17 protein-coding genes are annotated in these 16,720 nt (G+C 63.7%); 11 read left to right on the forward strand and 6 right to left on the reverse strand.

Annotated elements, in window-relative coordinates; genetic code table 11:
• Window positions 1-57: 57 nt before the first annotated feature.
• The gene (locus tag AC0IPL_RS11245) at window positions 58-678 is read right to left on the reverse strand and encodes a glutathione S-transferase family protein (protein WP_474274538.1); all 621 of its coding nucleotides are present in this window, start codon (window positions 676-678) and stop codon (window positions 58-60) included.
• Window positions 679-767: 89 nt separating this feature from the next.
• Between AC0IPL_RS11245 and AC0IPL_RS11250 the strand changes: the two genes are divergently transcribed.
• From AC0IPL_RS11250 to AC0IPL_RS11275, 6 genes are all read left to right on the forward strand, one after another.
• Entirely contained in the window at window positions 768-1,748 is a 981-nt protein-coding gene (locus AC0IPL_RS11250) for a LysR family transcriptional regulator (RefSeq protein WP_474274539.1), read from the forward strand.
• 215 nt (window positions 1,749-1,963) lie between these two features.
• Window positions 1,964-3,112 carry an ABC transporter substrate-binding protein gene (locus tag AC0IPL_RS11255; protein ID WP_474274541.1) on the forward strand — a complete coding sequence of 383 codons (1,149 nt, stop codon included), beginning with the start codon at window positions 1,964-1,966 and terminating at the stop codon, window positions 3,110-3,112.
• A gap of 69 nt (window positions 3,113-3,181) precedes the next feature.
• The gene (locus AC0IPL_RS11260) at window positions 3,182-4,102 is read left to right on the forward strand and encodes a branched-chain amino acid ABC transporter permease (RefSeq protein ID WP_474274542.1); all 921 of its coding nucleotides are present in this window, start codon (window positions 3,182-3,184) and stop codon (window positions 4,100-4,102) included.
• On the forward strand, window positions 4,102-5,085 hold the full coding sequence (locus tag AC0IPL_RS11265) for a branched-chain amino acid ABC transporter permease (RefSeq protein WP_474274656.1): 984 nt from the start codon (window positions 4,102-4,104) through the stop codon (window positions 5,083-5,085). The genes AC0IPL_RS11260 and AC0IPL_RS11265 overlap by 1 nt, the downstream gene beginning before the upstream one ends.
• Window positions 5,078-5,833, forward strand: a complete 756-nt coding sequence (locus AC0IPL_RS11270) for an ABC transporter ATP-binding protein (protein ID WP_474274544.1) — start codon at window positions 5,078-5,080, stop codon at window positions 5,831-5,833. The genes AC0IPL_RS11265 and AC0IPL_RS11270 overlap by 8 nt, the downstream gene beginning before the upstream one ends.
• Window positions 5,830-6,519, forward strand: coding sequence for an ABC transporter ATP-binding protein (locus AC0IPL_RS11275; RefSeq protein ID WP_474274546.1), 690 nt, complete (start codon window positions 5,830-5,832; stop codon window positions 6,517-6,519). The genes AC0IPL_RS11270 and AC0IPL_RS11275 overlap by 4 nt, the downstream gene beginning before the upstream one ends.
• A 78-nt stretch (window positions 6,520-6,597) precedes the next feature.
• Here the strand turns inward: AC0IPL_RS11275 and AC0IPL_RS11280 are convergent, their stop codons facing one another.
• Genes AC0IPL_RS11280 through AC0IPL_RS11290 form a run of 3 tightly spaced genes read right to left on the reverse strand, consistent with a single transcriptional unit; the run spans window position 6,598 to window position 9,146 of the window.
• Complete coding sequence (locus AC0IPL_RS11280; RefSeq protein WP_474274547.1) at window positions 6,598-7,374, reverse strand: MetQ/NlpA family ABC transporter substrate-binding protein; 777 nt, start codon at window positions 7,372-7,374, stop codon at window positions 6,598-6,600.
• Between the two features lie 46 nt (window positions 7,375-7,420).
• Window positions 7,421-8,095, reverse strand: coding sequence for a methionine ABC transporter permease (locus AC0IPL_RS11285; RefSeq protein ID WP_474274548.1), 675 nt, complete (start codon window positions 8,093-8,095; stop codon window positions 7,421-7,423).
• Complete coding sequence (locus tag AC0IPL_RS11290; protein WP_474274550.1) at window positions 8,085-9,146, reverse strand: methionine ABC transporter ATP-binding protein; 1,062 nt, start codon at window positions 9,144-9,146, stop codon at window positions 8,085-8,087. Before AC0IPL_RS11290 ends, AC0IPL_RS11285 begins: the two co-directional genes overlap by 11 nt.
• 332 nt (window positions 9,147-9,478) lie before the next feature.
• On the opposite strand from AC0IPL_RS11290, the gene AC0IPL_RS11295 reads away from it, so the two are divergent.
• Window positions 9,479-10,996 carry an FMN-binding glutamate synthase family protein gene (locus AC0IPL_RS11295; RefSeq protein WP_474274552.1) on the forward strand — a complete coding sequence of 506 codons (1,518 nt, stop codon included), beginning with the start codon at window positions 9,479-9,481 and terminating at the stop codon, window positions 10,994-10,996.
• Window positions 10,997-11,026: 30 nt separating this feature from the next.
• On the opposite strand, the gene AC0IPL_RS11300 is transcribed toward AC0IPL_RS11295, so the two are convergent.
• The gene (locus AC0IPL_RS11300; RefSeq protein WP_474274554.1) at window positions 11,027-11,524 is read right to left on the reverse strand and encodes a lactoylglutathione lyase family protein; all 498 of its coding nucleotides are present in this window, start codon (window positions 11,522-11,524) and stop codon (window positions 11,027-11,029) included.
• A gap of 105 nt (window positions 11,525-11,629) precedes the next feature.
• On the opposite strand from AC0IPL_RS11300, the gene AC0IPL_RS11305 reads away from it, so the two are divergent.
• Window positions 11,630-12,520, forward strand: coding sequence for a LysR family transcriptional regulator (locus tag AC0IPL_RS11305; protein ID WP_474274556.1), 891 nt, complete (start codon window positions 11,630-11,632; stop codon window positions 12,518-12,520).
• Between the two features lie 46 nt (window positions 12,521-12,566).
• Here AC0IPL_RS11305 and AC0IPL_RS11310 read toward each other — a convergent pair whose 3' ends face one another.
• Window positions 12,567-13,481: a LysR substrate-binding domain-containing protein gene (locus tag AC0IPL_RS11310; RefSeq protein ID WP_474274558.1), complete on the reverse strand. Its 915-nt coding sequence runs from the start codon at window positions 13,479-13,481 to the stop codon at window positions 12,567-12,569.
• A gap of 138 nt (window positions 13,482-13,619) precedes the next feature.
• Between AC0IPL_RS11310 and ugpB the strand changes: the two genes are divergently transcribed.
• From ugpB to ugpE, 3 genes are all read left to right on the forward strand, one after another.
• Entirely contained in the window at window positions 13,620-14,921 is a 1,302-nt protein-coding gene (gene ugpB, locus AC0IPL_RS11315) for a sn-glycerol-3-phosphate ABC transporter substrate-binding protein UgpB (RefSeq protein ID WP_474274560.1), read from the forward strand.
• A 66-nt stretch (window positions 14,922-14,987) separates the two neighbouring features.
• Entirely contained in the window at window positions 14,988-15,869 is an 882-nt protein-coding gene (gene ugpA / locus AC0IPL_RS11320) for a sn-glycerol-3-phosphate ABC transporter permease UgpA (protein ID WP_474274562.1), read from the forward strand.
• Window positions 15,869-16,720 (forward strand): sn-glycerol-3-phosphate ABC transporter permease UgpE, encoded by an 852-nt coding sequence (gene ugpE / locus AC0IPL_RS11325; protein WP_474274564.1) that lies wholly within the window; start codon window positions 15,869-15,871, stop codon window positions 16,718-16,720. The genes ugpA and ugpE overlap by 1 nt, the downstream gene beginning before the upstream one ends.

Genomic DNA, 16,720 nt, shown 5'->3' on the forward strand with positions numbered 1-16,720 from the left:
AGAAGGGGCCGTTCCGTAGAAAAGGCGGTCGCGGCCCATGCCGCAACCGCGTGGTGATCAGGCGGCGAGGCCAACCTTGCTGGAGGGCATCGGCTTGAAACCCGGCAGCGCTTCGATCCGGGACAGAAGCGTGCGCAAAGCGGGATAGGGGTCCAGCGAGATGCCGCCTTCGGGGGCGTGGGCCACATAGGAATAGATCGCTACATCGGCAATGGTCGGTGTCTCGCCGACCAGATAACCACGCCCGTCCAGATGGGTCTCCAGCCGGGATAGCACCCGCGCAGCGATACTGGCGCAAACCTCTGCATCCAGTGGCGCGTTGAACAGGTTGATCAGCCGTGCGGCTGCGGGACCAAAGGCGATATCGCCGGCCGCGAGGGTCAGGAACGACTGCACCTCCGCCTCGGCCAGCGGGTCCGTCGGCAGCCAGCTGGGGGCATATTTGCGCGCCAGATAGACCAGGATCGCGTTCGAATCGCTGATGACGTTTGCGCCATCCTCGATTACCGGCACCTGGCCTGCGGGGTTCAACGCCAGAAAGGCGGGCTGCTTGTGCTCTCCGGCCGCCAGATCGACGGGGACGATCTCATGCGGGACGCCGGCCAGGCTGGCAAACAGCTCTACCCTATGGGCGTGGCCGGACAGTGCGAAGCTGTGAATACGGATCGGTTGGGGCATTGGGGGCTCCTTGGGCTGAGGTATCCTGTGGTGCCCCCTATGTAACGGCGGATCTAGTCGGGGATAATGACTTCGATTGCGGAATGATTATGTACTCTGCATACATGATCGCGGAGACTGTGGAGGCGGAGATGGACAAGCTGGATTGCATGCGGGCCTTTGCTGCGGTGGCGGCGCAGACGTCGTTCACCGGCGGCGCGCAGCAACTGGGGATCAGCACCAAGCTGGCCAGCAAGTACGTGGCCCGGCTGGAGGAAAGCCTGGGCGCGCAACTGTTGAACCGCACCACCCGCAAGGTGACGCTGACCGACACCGGCCGCGCCTATCTGGAGCGCTGCCTGCCGCTGTTAGACCAGTTCGACGAATTGCAGGACGTGGTGCAGATGCGCCAGCGCGAGCTGGCCGGGCCGATCCGCATCACGGCACCCACCGGGTTGGGCAGCCGCGAGCTGGTAGAGGCCTTGCACCCGTTCCAGCAGGCCCATCCCCAGGTCGAGATCGAGCTGCTGCTGTCCGACCGCCACCTGCCGCTTCTGGAGGAGGGGGTGGATCTGGCGGTGCGCTTTGGCACCCTGAAAGGCGCGACGCTGGTGGCGCGAAAGCTGTGCGAGATGCGCCTGGTGGTGGTGGCCGCGCCGGAGTACCTGTCCCGCTGCGGCACCCCGCAATCGCCACAGGCGCTGGCCAGTCACACCTGTCTGCTGCTGACCACCACGCCGCAACCGGAGGTCTGGCAGTTTGGTCAGGGGGCAGCGCAACAGGCGATCCGCGTCGGCGGTAGTTTCCGGGCCAATTCGCCGCGGGCGGTGGCGCATATGGCAGCCAACGGCGCAGGCATTGCCCGTTGCCCTCACTACACCGCCCGGCCGCTGCTGGAATCGGGCCGCCTGCGGATGCTGTTCGCGGATCAAGAGCCACAGCCGCTGTCGCTGTATGCGGTCTATCCGCCCAGCCGTCACCTGACGGCGCGAATCCGGGCGCTGATCGATCATCTGGCAGCAGTTTGGGGGCGCAGCATCCAGGATTCTGATCACGACGAGGACGGTTTGCCCGAACATCAGGCGCCGTAACCGCCCGTCAGGGAGAAGATTATTGCCGGAGATATTTTAATCTTGAAATATCTATGCGAGCCTGCGTAGGCTTGTCTTTAAGGCTGGCGTCAGACCAGCCGCGGGGATGCGGTCTGCCGCCCGGCTTGGCTTTCGCTGCCGCTGCGGTATTGTCGCAAGTATTTGCACAAGCGATCCGGCGTCAGACCGGACATTTACTGGGAGGACAACACGTTATGAAGATCATCCAAAGGCTGGCAATGGCTGCGGCGCTTCCGGCACTGGCCGCGGCGGGGGCCACGGGTGCCCTTGCAGACACCAAGATCGGCATGATTACCACCCTGTCCGGCGGCGGCGCAGGCCTGGGCGTGGACGTGCGCGACGGCTTCATGCTGGCGATTGAACAAGACGGCCGCGAGGGTATCGAAGTGGTGATCGAGGACGATCAGCGCAAGCCCGAAGCAGCCGTGCAGATTGCTGACGAGATGATCCAGTCCGAGAAGGTCGACATCATGACCGGCATCATCTGGTCGAACCTGGCGATGGCGGTGATTCCTGCCGCGACCGCGCAGGGCGTGTTCTACCTGTCTCCCAACGCCGGGCCTTCGGCGCTGGCCGGCAAGCGCTGCCACCAGAATTACTTCAACGTGGCCTGGCAGAACGACAACCTGCACGAGGCCGCTGGCGCCTATGCCAATGATGTCGGCCTGAAGAACAGCTTTATCCTGGCGCCGAACTACCCGGCGGGCAAAGACGCGCTGACAGGCTACAAGCGCATGTACGAGGGTGAACTGGCGGGCGAGATCTACACCAAGCTGGGCCAGACCGACTATGCGGCGGAAATTGCGCAGATCCGGGCCTCGGGCGCGGATTCTGTCTATTTCTTCCTGCCCGGCGGCATGGGGATTTCCTTCCTGAAACAATACGCGGGCAGCGGCGTGGACCTGCCGGTCGTGGGGCCTGCGTTCTCCTTCGATCAGGGCATCCTGCAGGCGGTGGGCGATGCTGCGCTGGGGGTCAAGAACACCTCGCAGTGGAGCAAGGATCTGGACAATGAGGCCAACGCCGAATTTGTCGCCGCCTTCCAGGAAAAGTACGGCCGTCTGCCGTCGCTCTATGCCAGCCAGGGATTTGACACCGCCAACCTGATCCTCAGCGCGCTGGATAAGGCCGATGTGTCCGACCAGGACGCCTTCCGCGCCGCGCTGAAAGAAGCGGATTTCGCATCAGTTCGCGGGGACTTCAAGTTCGGCAACAACCACCACCCGGTGCAGAACATCTATGTGCGTGAGGTGATCAAGGAAGGCGATGTCTATACCAACAAGATCGTCGCCACCGGCCTGGAGAACCACGCAGACGCCTACGCGGCTGAGTGCAAGATGTAAGACAGACCAACAGGCGCAGGCACCACGTGTGCCTGTGCCGCTGGCCTCACTTCCCCTCGGACAATTAAGATGACGTATATTCTAGTTCTGGAGCAGATCCTGAACGGGCTCCAGCTTGGCGTGATGCTGTTTTTGATGGCAGCCGGGCTGACGCTGGTGTTCGGGGTGATGGGGCTCATCAACCTCGCACATGGCTCACTATATATGGTGGGCGCCTTTGCCGCCGCGGCTGTCGCGGGCTGGACGGGATCGTTCCTGCTGGCGCTGATCGCCAGTCTGGCCGCCGCCGCCGCTGCCGGCGCGGTGGTGGAGCTGGTAGTGATCCGGCGCCTTTACCGGCGCGACCATCTGGATCAGGTCCTCGCGACATTCGCGCTGATCCTGATTTTTTCCGAGGGCACGCGCTGGCTGTTCGGCTCCTTCCCGCTGTTTCTGGACGTGCCCGCCTATCTGTCGGGACCGGTCAGCCTGCCGGGGGGGATCGAATACCCGCTGTACCGGCTGACGATCATCCTGATCGGGCTGGCCATCGCGGCGGGGCTGTTTCTGCTGATCGCCAAGACCCGCATCGGCATCCAGATCCGCGCGGGCGAGGCCGACCGCGAGATGATTGCCGCGCTGGGTGTTGATATTTCGAGACTCTACACGCTGGTCTTTGCCTTGGGCGCGGCGCTGGCCGGCCTGGCCGGTGCGCTGGTGGGGGCAATCCAGTCGGTGCAGGTGGGCATGGGTGAGCCGGTGCTGATCCTGGCCTTTGTGGTGATTGTGATCGGCGGCATCGGGTCCATCAAAGGGGCGATGGCGGGGGCGTTGCTGGTCGGGCTGACCGACACGCTGGGCGGCGTGTTCCTGCCGCAGCTGTTTGCCCTGTTCATGGACCCCGCCAGTGCAGCCTCGGCAGGCGCCTCGCTCGCGTCGATGCTGATTTACATTCTGATGGCGGCGGTCCTGTTGGTGCGTCCCTCAGGCCTGTACGGAGGGAGCGCATGATGACGCGTGAAAACCTGCTGAACTGGATGATGATCGCCGCCCTTCTGATCGTGCCGCTGGCGGCATGGCTGCTGGAGGAGCCGTTCATCGTCACCCTGGCGACCAAGGCGGCAATCCTGGCGCTGGCCGGCGTGGGGCTGAACATCGCGCTGGGGCTGGGCGGGCTGATCAGCCTGGGCCATGCGGCGTTTTTCGGGATCGGCGGCTATGCCATGGGCATCCTCGCGGCCCATGCGCAGAATTATGAACCGCTGTTTTCCTGGCCATTCCTGTTCGAGGGCAGCAATCAGATGCCGTTGATATGGCTGGTGGCGGTTGTCTTCAGCGCGCTGGCCGCACTGGTGATCGGGGCGCTGTCTTTGCGCACCTCCGGCGTCTATTTCATCATGATCACCCTCGCCTTTGGTCAGATGCTGTATTACTTCGCGATCAGCTGGAGCGCCTATGGCGGCGAGGACGGGCTGTCGATCTGGGTGCGCAACGAGTTTCCGGGGCTGAACACGCTGGATCCGATCCAGTTCTTTGCCATCGCCTATGTGATCCTGTGCCTCGCGCTGTTCTTTGCTGCCCGACTGGCGGCCTCGCCCTTCGGCCTGGCGCTGGCCGCGGCGCGGCAGAACGTCGACCGGGTCGAGGCGGTGGGCCTTACACCGTTCAAGCTGCGGCTCGTGGCTTTCGTGATTTCCGGCGCGATCACCGGCCTGGCCGGGGCGCTGTTTGCGGATCTCAACCGCTTTGTCAGCCCCACCATGCTCAGCTGGCACACCAGCGGCGAGATCATGATCTTTGTGATCCTTGGCGGCGTGGGCCGCCTGTATGGGCCGGTGGCTGGTGCGGCGCTCTATATCGTGCTGGAACATCTTCTTGGTGGGGTCAGCGACTACTGGCAGATCTTCCTGGGGGTGCTGCTGTTGTTGATCGTGCTGTTTGCCCGCGGCGGGCTGATCGGCGCGCTTGCCGGGCGGGAGAAGGCGCATGGCTGATGTGGTGCTGAAAACCGAAAACCTCTGCAAGAGCTTTGGGGCGCTGAAAGCAAGCTGCGATGTTTCACTGGATCTGCGGGCAGGGGAAATCCACGCGCTGATCGGGCCGAACGGGGCTGGGAAATCGACGCTGATCAAGCAGATCGCCGGAAACTTTGCGCCCGACAGCGGCCGGGTTCAGCTGCTGGGCCGCGATGTCACGGCGCTGGACACGGTGGCGCGGGCGCGGATGGGGCTGGGGCGCACCTTTCAGATCTCGGCGCTGGCGATGGAGTATACCGTGTTGCAGAACGCCGTTTTGGGTGCGCTTGGCGGCCAGGGGCGGGTCTTTCGCTTTTTCCGCAATGTGATGAAGGATCCCGCGTTGCTGGAGGTCGCCCGCGACGCGCTGGAGCGGGTTGGTCTGGCCGACGACGCCCACCGCCGCACCGCGGACCTCTCGCATGGCCAACGCCGCCAGCTGGAGGTCGCGGTGGCGCTGACGCTGAAGCCGAAGCTGTTCCTGATGGACGAGCCGATGGCGGGCTTGGGCGCCGATGGCTCGCACCGGCTGACGGGCTTCCTCGACGGGTTGCGACAAGAGGCGCCGATCCTGTTGGTGGAACACGACATGGACGCGGTCTTTGCGCTGGCGGACCGGATCAGCGTGCTGGTTTACGGCCAGATCATCGCCACCGGCACCGCGGACGAAATCCGCGCCAACGCCGAGGTGCGCCGCGCCTATCTCGGAGAGGAGGATGCCGCATGAACCTGCTTAAATTACAAGGGGTTGAGGCCTCTTACGGCCCGGCGCAGGCGCTGTTCGGCGTCGATCTGGAAATCGGCGAGGGCGAGGTGGTGGCGCTGATGGGCCGCAACGGAATGGGCAAATCGACCACCATCAAGACGATCTGTGGCATGCTGCCCGCCACTGCCGGCACGCTGCTCTTTGACGGGCAGGACCTGCGGCAGCTGCCCTCACACAAGATCGCGCGGCTGGGCATCGGACTGGTGCCGGAGGGGCGGCGCTGCTTTGGCCCATTGACGGTGGAGGAAAATCTGATCGCCGCCGCCCGCCCCGGTCCCTGGGATATGCAACGGGTGGCCGCGCTGTTCCCCCGGCTGGAAGAACGCCGCCAGCAAAAGGCAGGGTCGTTGTCGGGCGGCGAACAGCAGATGCTGACCATCGGCCGCGCCCTGATGACCAACCCGCGCCTTCTGATCCTGGACGAGGCCACCGAAGGGCTGGCGCCGGTGGTGCGACAAGAGATCTGGGCCGCCATCGCGCGGCTCAAGGCCGACAGCGGGCTGGCCATTCTGGTGGTCGACAAATCCTTGCGCGAGCTGTCTTCGGTTGCGGATCGCGCCGTGATCCTGAACCGTGGCAGCACCGTCTGGACCGGCCGCATCAGCGCGCTGAAGGCAGAACAGGCCGACCGTTACCTCGGCGTATGATCTGACCATCGCAAGGTAAGAAAACAGGCAACTCTCCTGAGGGATAGTTGCCTGCAATCTCGGTTCACATGGGCTGGCTTACCAGGAGGTCAGCACCGTGCCGTGGTATTTTTCCTCGATGAACGCCTTGATCTCTGGGCTGTGGTAGGCGTCGATCAGCGGCTGCACCCATGGCTGTTCCTGATCGCCGTCCCGCACGACGATGATGTTCACATAAGGGTTGTCGGCGCTTTCCACCGCGATGGCGTCCTCTTTCGGGTTCAGGCCCGAGGCAATCGCGTAGTTGGTGTTGATGAGCGCCGCATCCAGATCGGCCAGCGAGCGCGGCAGCTGTGCGGCGTCCAGCTCGCGGAAGCGGATGTCCTTGGGGTTCTCCACCACGTCCAGCACGGTCGGCACCAGGCCGGTGCCTTCGGCCAGCTTGAGAAGTCCAAGTTGCTGCAACACCAGCAGCGCGCGGCCGCCATTGGTAGGATCGTTCGGGATCCCCATGGAGCCGCCTTCGGGGAAGCTCTCCAGCGCGGTGATCTTGTCGGAGTAGACCCCCATCGGGGTGGTGATGGTGGTCGCGACCGGCACCAGCGCAAAGCCGCGGTCCTTCATCTGGTTGTCCAGATAGGGCTGATGCTGGAACGAATTGGCCTGAATGTCGCCATCGGCCAGCGCCTGGTTCGGCACCACGTAGTCGGAGAATTCGACAACGTCGATGTTCAGGCCCATGGGCTCGGCGACCTTGGCCACCTCTTCCATGATCTCGGCGTGTTCGCCGGGCGAGACGCCAACCTTGATGTCTGCGGCTGTGGCCATGCCGGCCATCAGCGCAAGGGCAGAGACGAGCGGAAACATACGTGTCATGGGGTCTTTCCTTTTCGGGTTGCAGCGGGTGCTGCGTGTTGACGGATCAGCGGCCCCGGTTGCGCGGCGCACGCTTGTCGACCAGTCTGGCCAGCCCCTCGCCGAGGGACTGGACCAGCTGGACCAGCACGATGAGAATGACGACCACCGCCAGCATAACCTCGGGCATGAAGCGCTGGTAGCCATAGCGGATGCCCAGATCCCCCAGCCCCTCGCCGCCCACGGCGCCAACCATGGCGGAGTACCCGATCAGGCTGACAACGGCGAGCGTGAGCCCCAGCGTGATACCGGGCAGCGCTTCGGGGATCAGCACCTTGCGGATGATCTGCATCGGGGTGGCACCCATGGCGCGAGCAGCTTCGATCAGCCCACTGTCAACCTCGCGGATCGCATTTTCCACCAGCCGCGCAATAAAGGGCGCGGCGGCAATGGTCAGCGGCACGATGGCGGCTGTGGTGCCGATCGAGGTGCCGGCAATCATCCGGGTAAAGGGAATGATCGCCACCACCAGGATGATGAAGGGCACCGAGCGCGCGGCGTTGACCACCAGCCCCAGCACCTTGTTCACCACGGGCGAGGACAGAAGCTCACCACGCTGCGACACCGCAAGGTACACCCCGACCGGCAGGCCGATCAGCGTGCCGAGCAGTCCGGAAATCGCGACCATGTACAGCGTTTGCAGGGTCGCTTCGATCAGCATGTTGATGAGGTTAGCCGACATAGCCCAACACCTCTGTAAGCAGGTTGTGACGATCCAGATAGGCGCGGGCCTCGGCGCCGCGATCTGCCTCGACGGAGACCAGCAGATTGCCGAACGGATGCGGGCCGATCTCCTCAATTGCGCCGGCCAGGATGTTGACGGCGATGCCCAGCTCCGAGGTCAGCTTGGCCAGCATCGGGTCTGTGGCGTGGCGCCCGGCAAAGGTGATGCGGATAACCTCCTGGCTGTCGCCCTGCGGCCGCTGCGATTGCAGCCGGTGCGCAACAAAACTGGGCAGGGTGATGCCGGTGATACCGGACAGGAAGGAGCGCGTGGTCGGATGTTTGGGATCGGCAAACACATCATAGGTGGTGCCCGCCTCAACGATCCGCCCCCCGTCGATCACCGCGACATGGCTGGCAATGTCGCGCACCACCGCCATCTCGTGGGTGATCAGCAGGATGGTCAGGCCCAGGTCACGGTTGATGTCGGCAAGCAGCTTCAACACCGTTTGCGTGGTTTCCGGGTCCAGCGCCGAGGTGGCCTCGTCCGACAGCAGCACCTTGGGCTTGGTGGCCAGCGCCCGCGCAATACCCACGCGTTGTTTCTGGCCGCCCGACAGCTCCGCCGGGTAGCGCTGGCTCAGATCCTCCAGGCCGACGCGGGCGACCAGGTCATCGACACGGCGCTCAATGTCCGCTGCGGGCAGGCCCGCGATTTCCAGCGGCAGGGCAACGTTGCCATAAACGGTGCGAGAGCTGAGCAGGTTGAAATGTTGAAAGATCATGCCGACGTCACGTCGGATGCGGCGCAGATCGGCAGCCCCGGCCCGGCCCACGTCATGCCCGGCAACGGTCACCGTGCCAGAGGTCGGCTGCTCCAGCCCGTTGACCATACGCAGCAGCGTGGATTTGCCCGCGCCGGAGCGCCCGATAATTCCGGTGATGGTGCCCGCGGGCACATCGAGGGTAACGCCCTCAAGCGCAGTCACCTGGCCCGCGCCCTTCTTGTAGAAGGACTTCTCCAGGTTCTCAAAGGTGATCGCGGCACCCGATGTCTGTGTGTCGGCCATCCGAGTCTCTCGTGTTCGTGCGGCCTCCTCCCTGGCGCGCGGTAAACCGGATATGCCGTCCAGAGGCAAGCCCCCGTGCCAGCAAAACCGCCGCCCGCCGCCTGCGCGCGTGATAAACTGTTCGCGAGCGTCATCCGCGCGGCCCCGCCTGCCCAGCCGACGCGTCACAGCCGCCGTCGCGCCAAACAGCAGCCGGGCGGGGGCCAGAAACATTTGCCCTGCAAATGGCGCGAAAATCGCGCTATAGACGCCGGTAAGAGCCACGCCAACGCGCGCCGACGCAGCACACGGCGCCAAGGCCACCCCGCCCGTTCCAAAGGAGCCACCGCCCCATGTCCCAGCTGTCCGGCACCCTGCTGACCCTGCTCGAAATCCTCGCCTATGCCTTTATCTTTGCGCTGGGTGCGGCGTTGCTGGCACTGGTGGTGATCTATGTGCGCGACAAGACCCAGACCGACAGCACCCTGCGCCGAAATTATCCGGTTTTGGCGCGGTTTCGCTATCTCTTCGAACACTTGGGCGAATTCTTCCGCCAGTACTTCTTTGCCCTCGACCGCGAGGAGATGCCCTTCAACCGCGCCGAACGGTCCTGGGTCTACCGCGCGGCCAAGAACGTCGATTCCACCGTCGCCTTCGGCTCGACCCGCGATCTCAGCCCGCCGGGCACCGTGTATTTCGCCAATTGCGCCTTTCCGGACCTGGTGCATGACAGCGCGGCGCCGACGCTGACCTTCGGCCCCTTTGCCCGTCAGCCCTACAGCACCGATGCGGTGTTCTGCATTTCGGGGATGAGCTTTGGCGCGATTTCCGTACCGGCGGTGCGGGCCCTGTCGCAGGGGGCCAAACAGGCGGGGATCTGGCTCAACACTGGCGAGGGCGGGCTGTCGCCGTATCACCTGGAGGGCGGCTGCGACATCGTCTTTCAGATCGGCACCGGCAAATTCGGCGTCCGCAACCAAGCCGGGGGCTTTGATGACGCCAAGCTGCGGGCCGTGGCCGCCCATGACAGCGTGCGCATGTTCGAGCTGAAGCTGTCGCAGGGGGCGAAACCGGGCAAGGGCGGCATTCTGCCCGGTGCCAAGGTCACGCCCGAGATCGCCGCCATCCGCGGCATTCCCGAAGGGCTGGATGCGATCAGCCCCAACCGCCACCCCGAGGCGGCGGATGTCGCCGGGCTGCTGGACATGATCGCCCACATCCGTGACCTCACCGGCAAGCCCACGGGGCTGAAGGCGGTGGTCGGCGGACAGGACTTTCTCCGGGCGCTGTGCCAGGAAATCCAGACCCGCGGCGTCGAGAGCGCACCCGATTTCATCACCATCGACAGCGCCGACGGCGGCACCGGTGCCGCCCCGATGAGCCTGATCGACAACATGGGCATGCCTCTGCGCGAAAGCCTGCCACTGGCGGTGGACGTGCTGGTGACCTACGGCCTGCGCGACCGCATCAAGATCTGCGCCAGCGGCAAACTGATCAACCCGTCAGAGGTCGCCTGGGCCTATTGCGCGGGCGCCGACATGGTGGTGTCGGCGCGCGGGTTCATGTTCGCGCTTGGCTGCATCCAGGCGCTGCAATGCAACAAGAACACCTGCCCCACCGGCATCACCACCCATGATCCGCGCCTGCAATTTGGCCTGGATCCCGCCAGCAAATCGGTGCGCGTGGCGCAATATGCGCAGAACATGGCCAGGGAGCTGGGCGTCATCGCCCACAGCTGCGGTGCGGAGGGGCCGCGGCAGCTGCGCCGCCAGCACGCGCGTATCGTGCTGGACACCGGCCGCTCCATTTCGATGGCTGAACTATTTCCCGCGCCGAAACCACTGGCGGCCCCGGAACCGGGCCGCCAGTGACCCTTTGCGCGGGTCCTGTACGACGCTTCGTTACGCGTAGGCGCCGGCTGAATAGGTCAGCTCATAGCTGTGGCTGTACAGCTCGAACACAATGCCGAACGGGTCTTCGACATAGACCATGCGGTAGGGTTTTTCGCCCGGGAAATATTCCCGCACCGGCATGCGTTGACGTCCCCCCGCCGCGACGATGCGTGCAAGCAGCCCTTCCACATCCGGGTCCTGGATGGCGAAATGGAACGTGCCATGGCGGCGGTGCTCCAGATTGTTCTCGGGGGCGTAATTCTCTGGAAACTCAAAGATTTCGATGCCAATGCCGTCCGCCGTCGCCAAATGCGCAATGCGCAGCGACCCCCAGCCGGGCCCAAACACATCGGTACACATGACGCCAATGGCGCTGTCGTCCTCAACCGCCTCGGATGGCTGCATCACGACGTAAAAGCCGAGCACTTCGGAATAGAATTTCACCGCGGCCTCGAGGTCCGGGACGGACAGGCCGATATGCGAAAACGTGCGGGGAGTCGGGGTCATCTGAAATCTCCTTTCATGTTGCGTTGCCCCAACCGTAGACAGGCACCATGCAAATGTGAAATTATCAAGTTTAATAGAGATCATAACAAACTGTTTTAGTCACCCATGCTGAATGCCACCTGGCTCAACACCTTCACCACATTGTGCGAAACCGGGCATTTCACCCGCGCGGCAGAGCGGTTGAACATGACACAGCCCGGCGTCTCGCAGCATCTGCGCAAACTGGAGGCGCAGCTTGGCCAGGCGCTGATCAGCCAGCAGGGCAAGGGCTTCAACCTCACCGAGGCGGGCGAGGCGGTGTTTGCCCTCGGGCTGTCGCGGCGGCGCGAGGAGCGGGCGCTGCGTGACTTGATCGCCCGTGACACCCGCGACGCCGGCGACGTCCGCATCGCCTGTTCCGGCAGCTTTGCCATGCTGCTCTACCCGGCGCTGCTGTCCTGGATGGAAACCGCCCCGGATCTGTCGTTGCGGCTGGAGGCCGCGCCGCAGGCGGCCATCCTCTCGGGCCTGCGCGATGGTCGTTTCGACCTCGGCGTGCTGGGGGCGGACCCGGACCATCCGCGGCTGCAAGCCCGGCACCTGGGGCGCGAGGAGCTGTGCCTGATCTTGCCCGCCGACAACGCCGACGTGCCAAGCAGCTTTGCCGATCTCGATGCCCGTGGATTTATCGCGCACCCCGACGGCTTTGCCTATGCCGACGATCTGCTGCGCCGGAACTTTCCCGGTGACTATCCCGGCGCCGACCACATCCGGGTGCGCGGACATGTGAACCAGATCGGGCAGATCCCCGCACCGGTTGCGCAAGGGGTCGGCTACACACTGTTGCCCCGCAGCGGTATTGAGGTCTTTGCCCAGAAAGACCGCCTGACGGTGGTGCAGCTGCCCGAGCGCCGCTGGCACGCGCTTTGGCTTGCCTGGCGGCGGGGCCGGACGCTGCCTGCGCGGCTGCAACATGCGACGGATCTGATCCTGGCCGCTGCCGGGCAGCTAAAGTGAGACCTCGTCCCGGCGGACCGCCAGTCAGTGGCAGACAGTGGCAGACCTACCCCGACGGGTCTTCGGACGTGGCGCGAAACGGTTTCAGACTGTCGGCAAAGGCATCCAGGAAATCCAGCGCCAGCAACGACCGGCTGCCCGACACCGGCCGCAGGATCGACAGCCGGTGGCTGATCTCCGGCTCAAACGGCACGATCGCAATGCCTTGGCCGCGGTACTGCTCTGCATCCAGCGCGCTGACCACCGTGGCGCCCTGCCCCTGGCTGACGATGATGCAGGCGGTGGAAAACTGGCGCACCTCGATCCAGCTGTTCATCTCCACCCCGGTTTCAGAGAAGACGCGCAGCAGTTTGCGGAAAAACGGGCTGTCGCGGCGGGTGTGAATCAGCTTGCGATCGGCGAGGTCCAGCGGCGTCACGACCGCGCGTTTGGCCAGCGAATCGCCCTCCGGCAGGACGCAAACGGTGAGAATCGGCACGTCGATGCTTTCCACCGCCGGATGTGTGGCGAACTCATCTGTTATGCCGCAATCGTATTGTTCGCCAATGATCCACTCCAGAATCCGCTCCGGCCGGTCCGGTTCCAGCGTCAGCCGCACGCCGGGGCGATGCTCCAGAAACCCTGCCAGCAACTTGGGCAACAGGGCCGTGGCAAATCCGGGCAGACAGGCTATGCGCAGATGGCCGGCGGTGCGTTCGGTCAAGTCCCGGTTGAGCTCCTCCAGGTGGTTCAGGCTGTCGAACACCCGCCCCACCTCGGACAGAAGATAGCGCGCCTCGGAGGTCGGAATCAGGATCCCGTCCTTGCGGGTGAACAGATCCACCGCCACTGTTTTTGAAAAATCGGAAAGCAGCCGGCTGGCCGCAGGCTGCGAAATCCCCAGGGATTCCGCAGCGCGTGTGACCGATCCGGTGCGGGCCACGGCCTGAAAGGCCTCGAGCTGGCGGAGTTTGAATTTCAAGGGCTTAGCCACATTTGAGGGGGTTTCTTCAGCCGTTGTATAACATCGTGTTATGAAATTTGTCAAAAAACTTTTGCTTGAATTATTTGCTGACTCGCACAAAACCTAGGCGCAGAGCCAACTTTGGGAGTACAGCTCATGTCCATCAAATCCATTCTCAGCGCCTCGGCCATTCTGGCCGTTGCTGGCAGCACCGCATTTGCAGAAACCGAAATTCAGTGGTGGCACGCCATGGGCGGCACCAACGGCGAGCGGGTCAACAAGATCGCCGAAGATTTCAACGCCACGCAGGACGAGTACAAGGTCGTGCCCGTCTACAAGGGCAACTATACCGAGACCATGACCGCGGCCATCGCCGCCTTCCGCGCCAAGGAACACCCGGAGATCGTGCAGGTCTTTGAGGTCGGCACCGCCACCATGATGGCCGCCAAGGGCGCCATCTACCCGGTTGAACAGCTGATGAACGACGCCGGCGTGCCGTTCAACGGCGACGACTACCTGCCCGCGGTTGTGTCCTACTACGAGACCCCCGAGGGCGAGCTGCTGTCGATGCCCTTCAACAGCTCCACCCCGGTCATGTGGTACAACAAGGACGCGCTGGACGCGGCCGGCGCCGAAGTGCCCACCACCTGGAACGAGGTCAAGACCGCCGCGCAGAAGCTGGTCGACAACGGCATGAAATGCGGCGTCTCCTTTGGCTGGCAGTCCTGGGTGATGGTCGAGAACTTCTCGGCCTGGCACAACATGCCGACCGGCACCAAGGAAAACGGCTTTGCCGGGTTCGACACCGAGCTGACCTTCAACAACGACAAGCTGGCCGCGCGGCTGGATGACATCGCTGCCATGGGCAAGGACGGCCTGTTCGTCTACGGCGGCCGCCGCGGCGACAGCCTGCCGATGTTCACCAACGGCGACTGCGGCATGTGGATGAACTCCTCCGCCTACTACGGGTCGATCTCCGATCAGGCCGATTTCGAGTTTGGCCAGACCATGCTGCCGCTCGACACCGATGTCGCCGACGCGCCGCAGAACTCGATCATCGGCGGCGCCACCCTGTGGGTTCTGGCTGGCCATGACGAGGAAGAGTACAAAGGCACCGCCGAGTTCCTGAAGTACCTGTCCTCCCCCGAAGTGCAGGCCTGGTGGCACCAGGAGACCGGCTATGTTCCGATCACCACCGCCGCGTATGAGCTGTCCAAGGAACAGGGTTTCTATGACAAGAACCCCGGCACCGACACCGCCATCAAGCAGCTGAGCCTGAACACCCCCACCGCCAACAGCCGCGGCATCCGCTATGGCAACTTCGTGCAGATCCGCGATGTGATCAACGAAGAGCTGGAAGCGCTGTGGGGCGGCGAGAAGACCGCACAGGAAGCGCTGGACGCCGCCGTGGAACGCGGCAACGAGCTGCTGCGCCGCTTTGAGCGCTCCGCCAAGTAAACCATTTCACTGACCCTGCCCTGCCGCCTGTCACCGGGCGGCAGGGTTTTTCTGATTGGGGGCTTCATGCTCAAACGGGTGCATTTCCCATCTTCGCTGCTGCCGTACCTGCTGGTCGCGCCGCAGATCCTCATCACGCTGGTGTTCTTCATCTGGCCTGCCAGCCAGGCGATGTACCAGTCGTTCCTGATCGAGGACGCCTTTGGCCTCGGCACCGAATTTGTCTGGTTCGAGAATTTCGAGCAGCTGCTGGGCGACAGCCACTACCTGGCCAGCTTCCAGCGCACCGCGGTGTTCTCGCTGCTGGTGGCGGCCCTGTCGATGGGCACGGCGCTGATCCTTGCGGGTTTTGCCCAGCGGGTTGTTCGCGGCGCGATGTTCTACCGCACCATGCTGATCTGGCCCTATGCGGTGGCCCCGGTGCTGGCCGGTGCGCTCTGGGTGTTCATGTTCAACCCCACCTTGGGCATCTTCCCCTATTTCCTGGAAATGGCGGGCATCACCTGGAACCACTACCTCAATGGCAATCAGGCGATGGCGCTGGTGATCCTGGCCGCCGCCTGGAAACAGGTGGCCTACAATTTCCTGTTCTATCTTGCCGCCATGCAGTCGATTCCCAATTCGGTGATCGAGGCCGCCGCCATCGACGGCGCAGGCCCGGCGCGGCGCTTCTGGACGATCATCTTTCCGCTGATCTCCCCCACGACGTTTTTCCTGCTGGTCATCAACATGGTCTACGCCTTCTTTGAAACCTTCGGCATCATCCACGCGGTGACCCAGGGCGGCCCCGGCACCTCGACCACCATCCTGGTCTACAAGGTGTTCAACGACGGTTTTGTCGGCCTCGACCTCGGCGGCTCTGCGGCGCAGTCGGTGGTGCTGATGGGGCTGGTCATCGCGATGACCGTGGTCCAGTTCCGCTTTGTTGAAAGAAAGGTGGAATACTGATGGTCGAGAACCGCCCCCTTGCGACATTCCTCACCCATCTGGTGCTGGTGCTTGGCGTCTTCGCCATTGCGCTGCCGGTATGGATCACCTTTGTCGCCGCCACCCATGAACCCCTGCGGATGAGCCAGGCGCCGCTGCCGATCTGGCCCGGCGATCATTTTCTCGCCAACATCAAGCAGACCCTGTTCGGATCTGGTCTCAGCGGCACTGAAACCGCGCCGGTCTGGCTGATGCTGCTGAACTCGCTGGCGATGGCGCTGATGATCTCCACCGGCAAGATCGCGATTTCGCTGCTGTCGGCCTTTGCCATCGTCTATTTCAAGTTCCCCTTCCGCATGACCTTCTTCTGGATGATCTTCATCACCCTGATGCTGCCGGTGGAGGTCCGCATCCTGCCCACCTTCGAGGTGGTGGCAAACCTGGGCATGCTGAACAGCTACTGGGGCCTGTCGATCCCGCTGATCGCCTCGGCCACCGCCACGTTCATGTTCCGCCAGGTGTTCCTGACGGTGCCGGATGAACTGCTGGAAAGCGCGCGCATAGACGGGGCCGGGCCGCTTCGGTTCTTCTTTGACATCCTGCTGCCGCTGTCGCGTACCAATATCGCGGCGCTGTTCGTGATCCTGTTTATCTACGGCTGGAACCAGTACCTCTGGCCGCTGTTGATCACCACCGACACCTCGATGACCACCATCGTGATGTCGATCAAGCAGATGCTGGAGGCGGCAGAGCAGAGCCCACAGTGGAACATCATCATGGCCACGGCCCTTCTGGCGATGATCCCGCCGGTGTTCGTGGTGATCGCAATGCAAAAGCTCTTTGTGCAGGGCTTGACGGAAACCGATAAGTAA

The organism is Leisingera sp. SA32 (assembly GCF_056033425.1).

Bases quoted from the DNA above. Each gene is read 5' to 3' on its own strand.
- AC0IPL_RS11295 (WP_474274552.1), top strand. From the start codon at position 9,479: ATGTCCCAGCTGTCCGGCACCCTGCTGACCCTGCTCGAAATCCTCGCC.
- AC0IPL_RS11245 (WP_474274538.1), bottom strand. From the start codon at position 678: ATGCCCCAACCGATCCGTATTCACAGCTTCGCACTGTCCGGCCACGCC.
- AC0IPL_RS11300 (WP_474274554.1), bottom strand. From the start codon at position 11,524: ATGACCCCGACTCCCCGCACGTTTTCGCATATCGGCCTGTCCGTCCCG.
- AC0IPL_RS11275 (WP_474274546.1), top strand. From the start codon at position 5,830: ATGAACCTGCTTAAATTACAAGGGGTTGAGGCCTCTTACGGCCCGGCG.
- AC0IPL_RS11260 (WP_474274542.1), top strand. From the start codon at position 3,182: ATGACGTATATTCTAGTTCTGGAGCAGATCCTGAACGGGCTCCAGCTT.
- AC0IPL_RS11305 (WP_474274556.1), top strand. From the start codon at position 11,630: ATGCTGAATGCCACCTGGCTCAACACCTTCACCACATTGTGCGAAACC.
- ugpE (WP_474274564.1), top strand. From the start codon at position 15,869: ATGGTCGAGAACCGCCCCCTTGCGACATTCCTCACCCATCTGGTGCTG.
- AC0IPL_RS11270 (WP_474274544.1), top strand. From the start codon at position 5,078: ATGGCTGATGTGGTGCTGAAAACCGAAAACCTCTGCAAGAGCTTTGGG.
- ugpA (WP_474274562.1), top strand. From the start codon at position 14,988: ATGCTCAAACGGGTGCATTTCCCATCTTCGCTGCTGCCGTACCTGCTG.
- AC0IPL_RS11255 (WP_474274541.1), top strand. From the start codon at position 1,964: ATGAAGATCATCCAAAGGCTGGCAATGGCTGCGGCGCTTCCGGCACTG.
- AC0IPL_RS11265 (WP_474274656.1), top strand. From the start codon at position 4,102: ATGACGCGTGAAAACCTGCTGAACTGGATGATGATCGCCGCCCTTCTG.
- ugpB (WP_474274560.1), top strand. From the start codon at position 13,620: ATGTCCATCAAATCCATTCTCAGCGCCTCGGCCATTCTGGCCGTTGCT.
- AC0IPL_RS11285 (WP_474274548.1), bottom strand. From the start codon at position 8,095: ATGTCGGCTAACCTCATCAACATGCTGATCGAAGCGACCCTGCAAACG.
- AC0IPL_RS11290 (WP_474274550.1), bottom strand. From the start codon at position 9,146: ATGGCCGACACACAGACATCGGGTGCCGCGATCACCTTTGAGAACCTG.
- AC0IPL_RS11280 (WP_474274547.1), bottom strand. From the start codon at position 7,374: ATGACACGTATGTTTCCGCTCGTCTCTGCCCTTGCGCTGATGGCCGGC.
- AC0IPL_RS11250 (WP_474274539.1), top strand. From the start codon at position 768: ATGTACTCTGCATACATGATCGCGGAGACTGTGGAGGCGGAGATGGAC.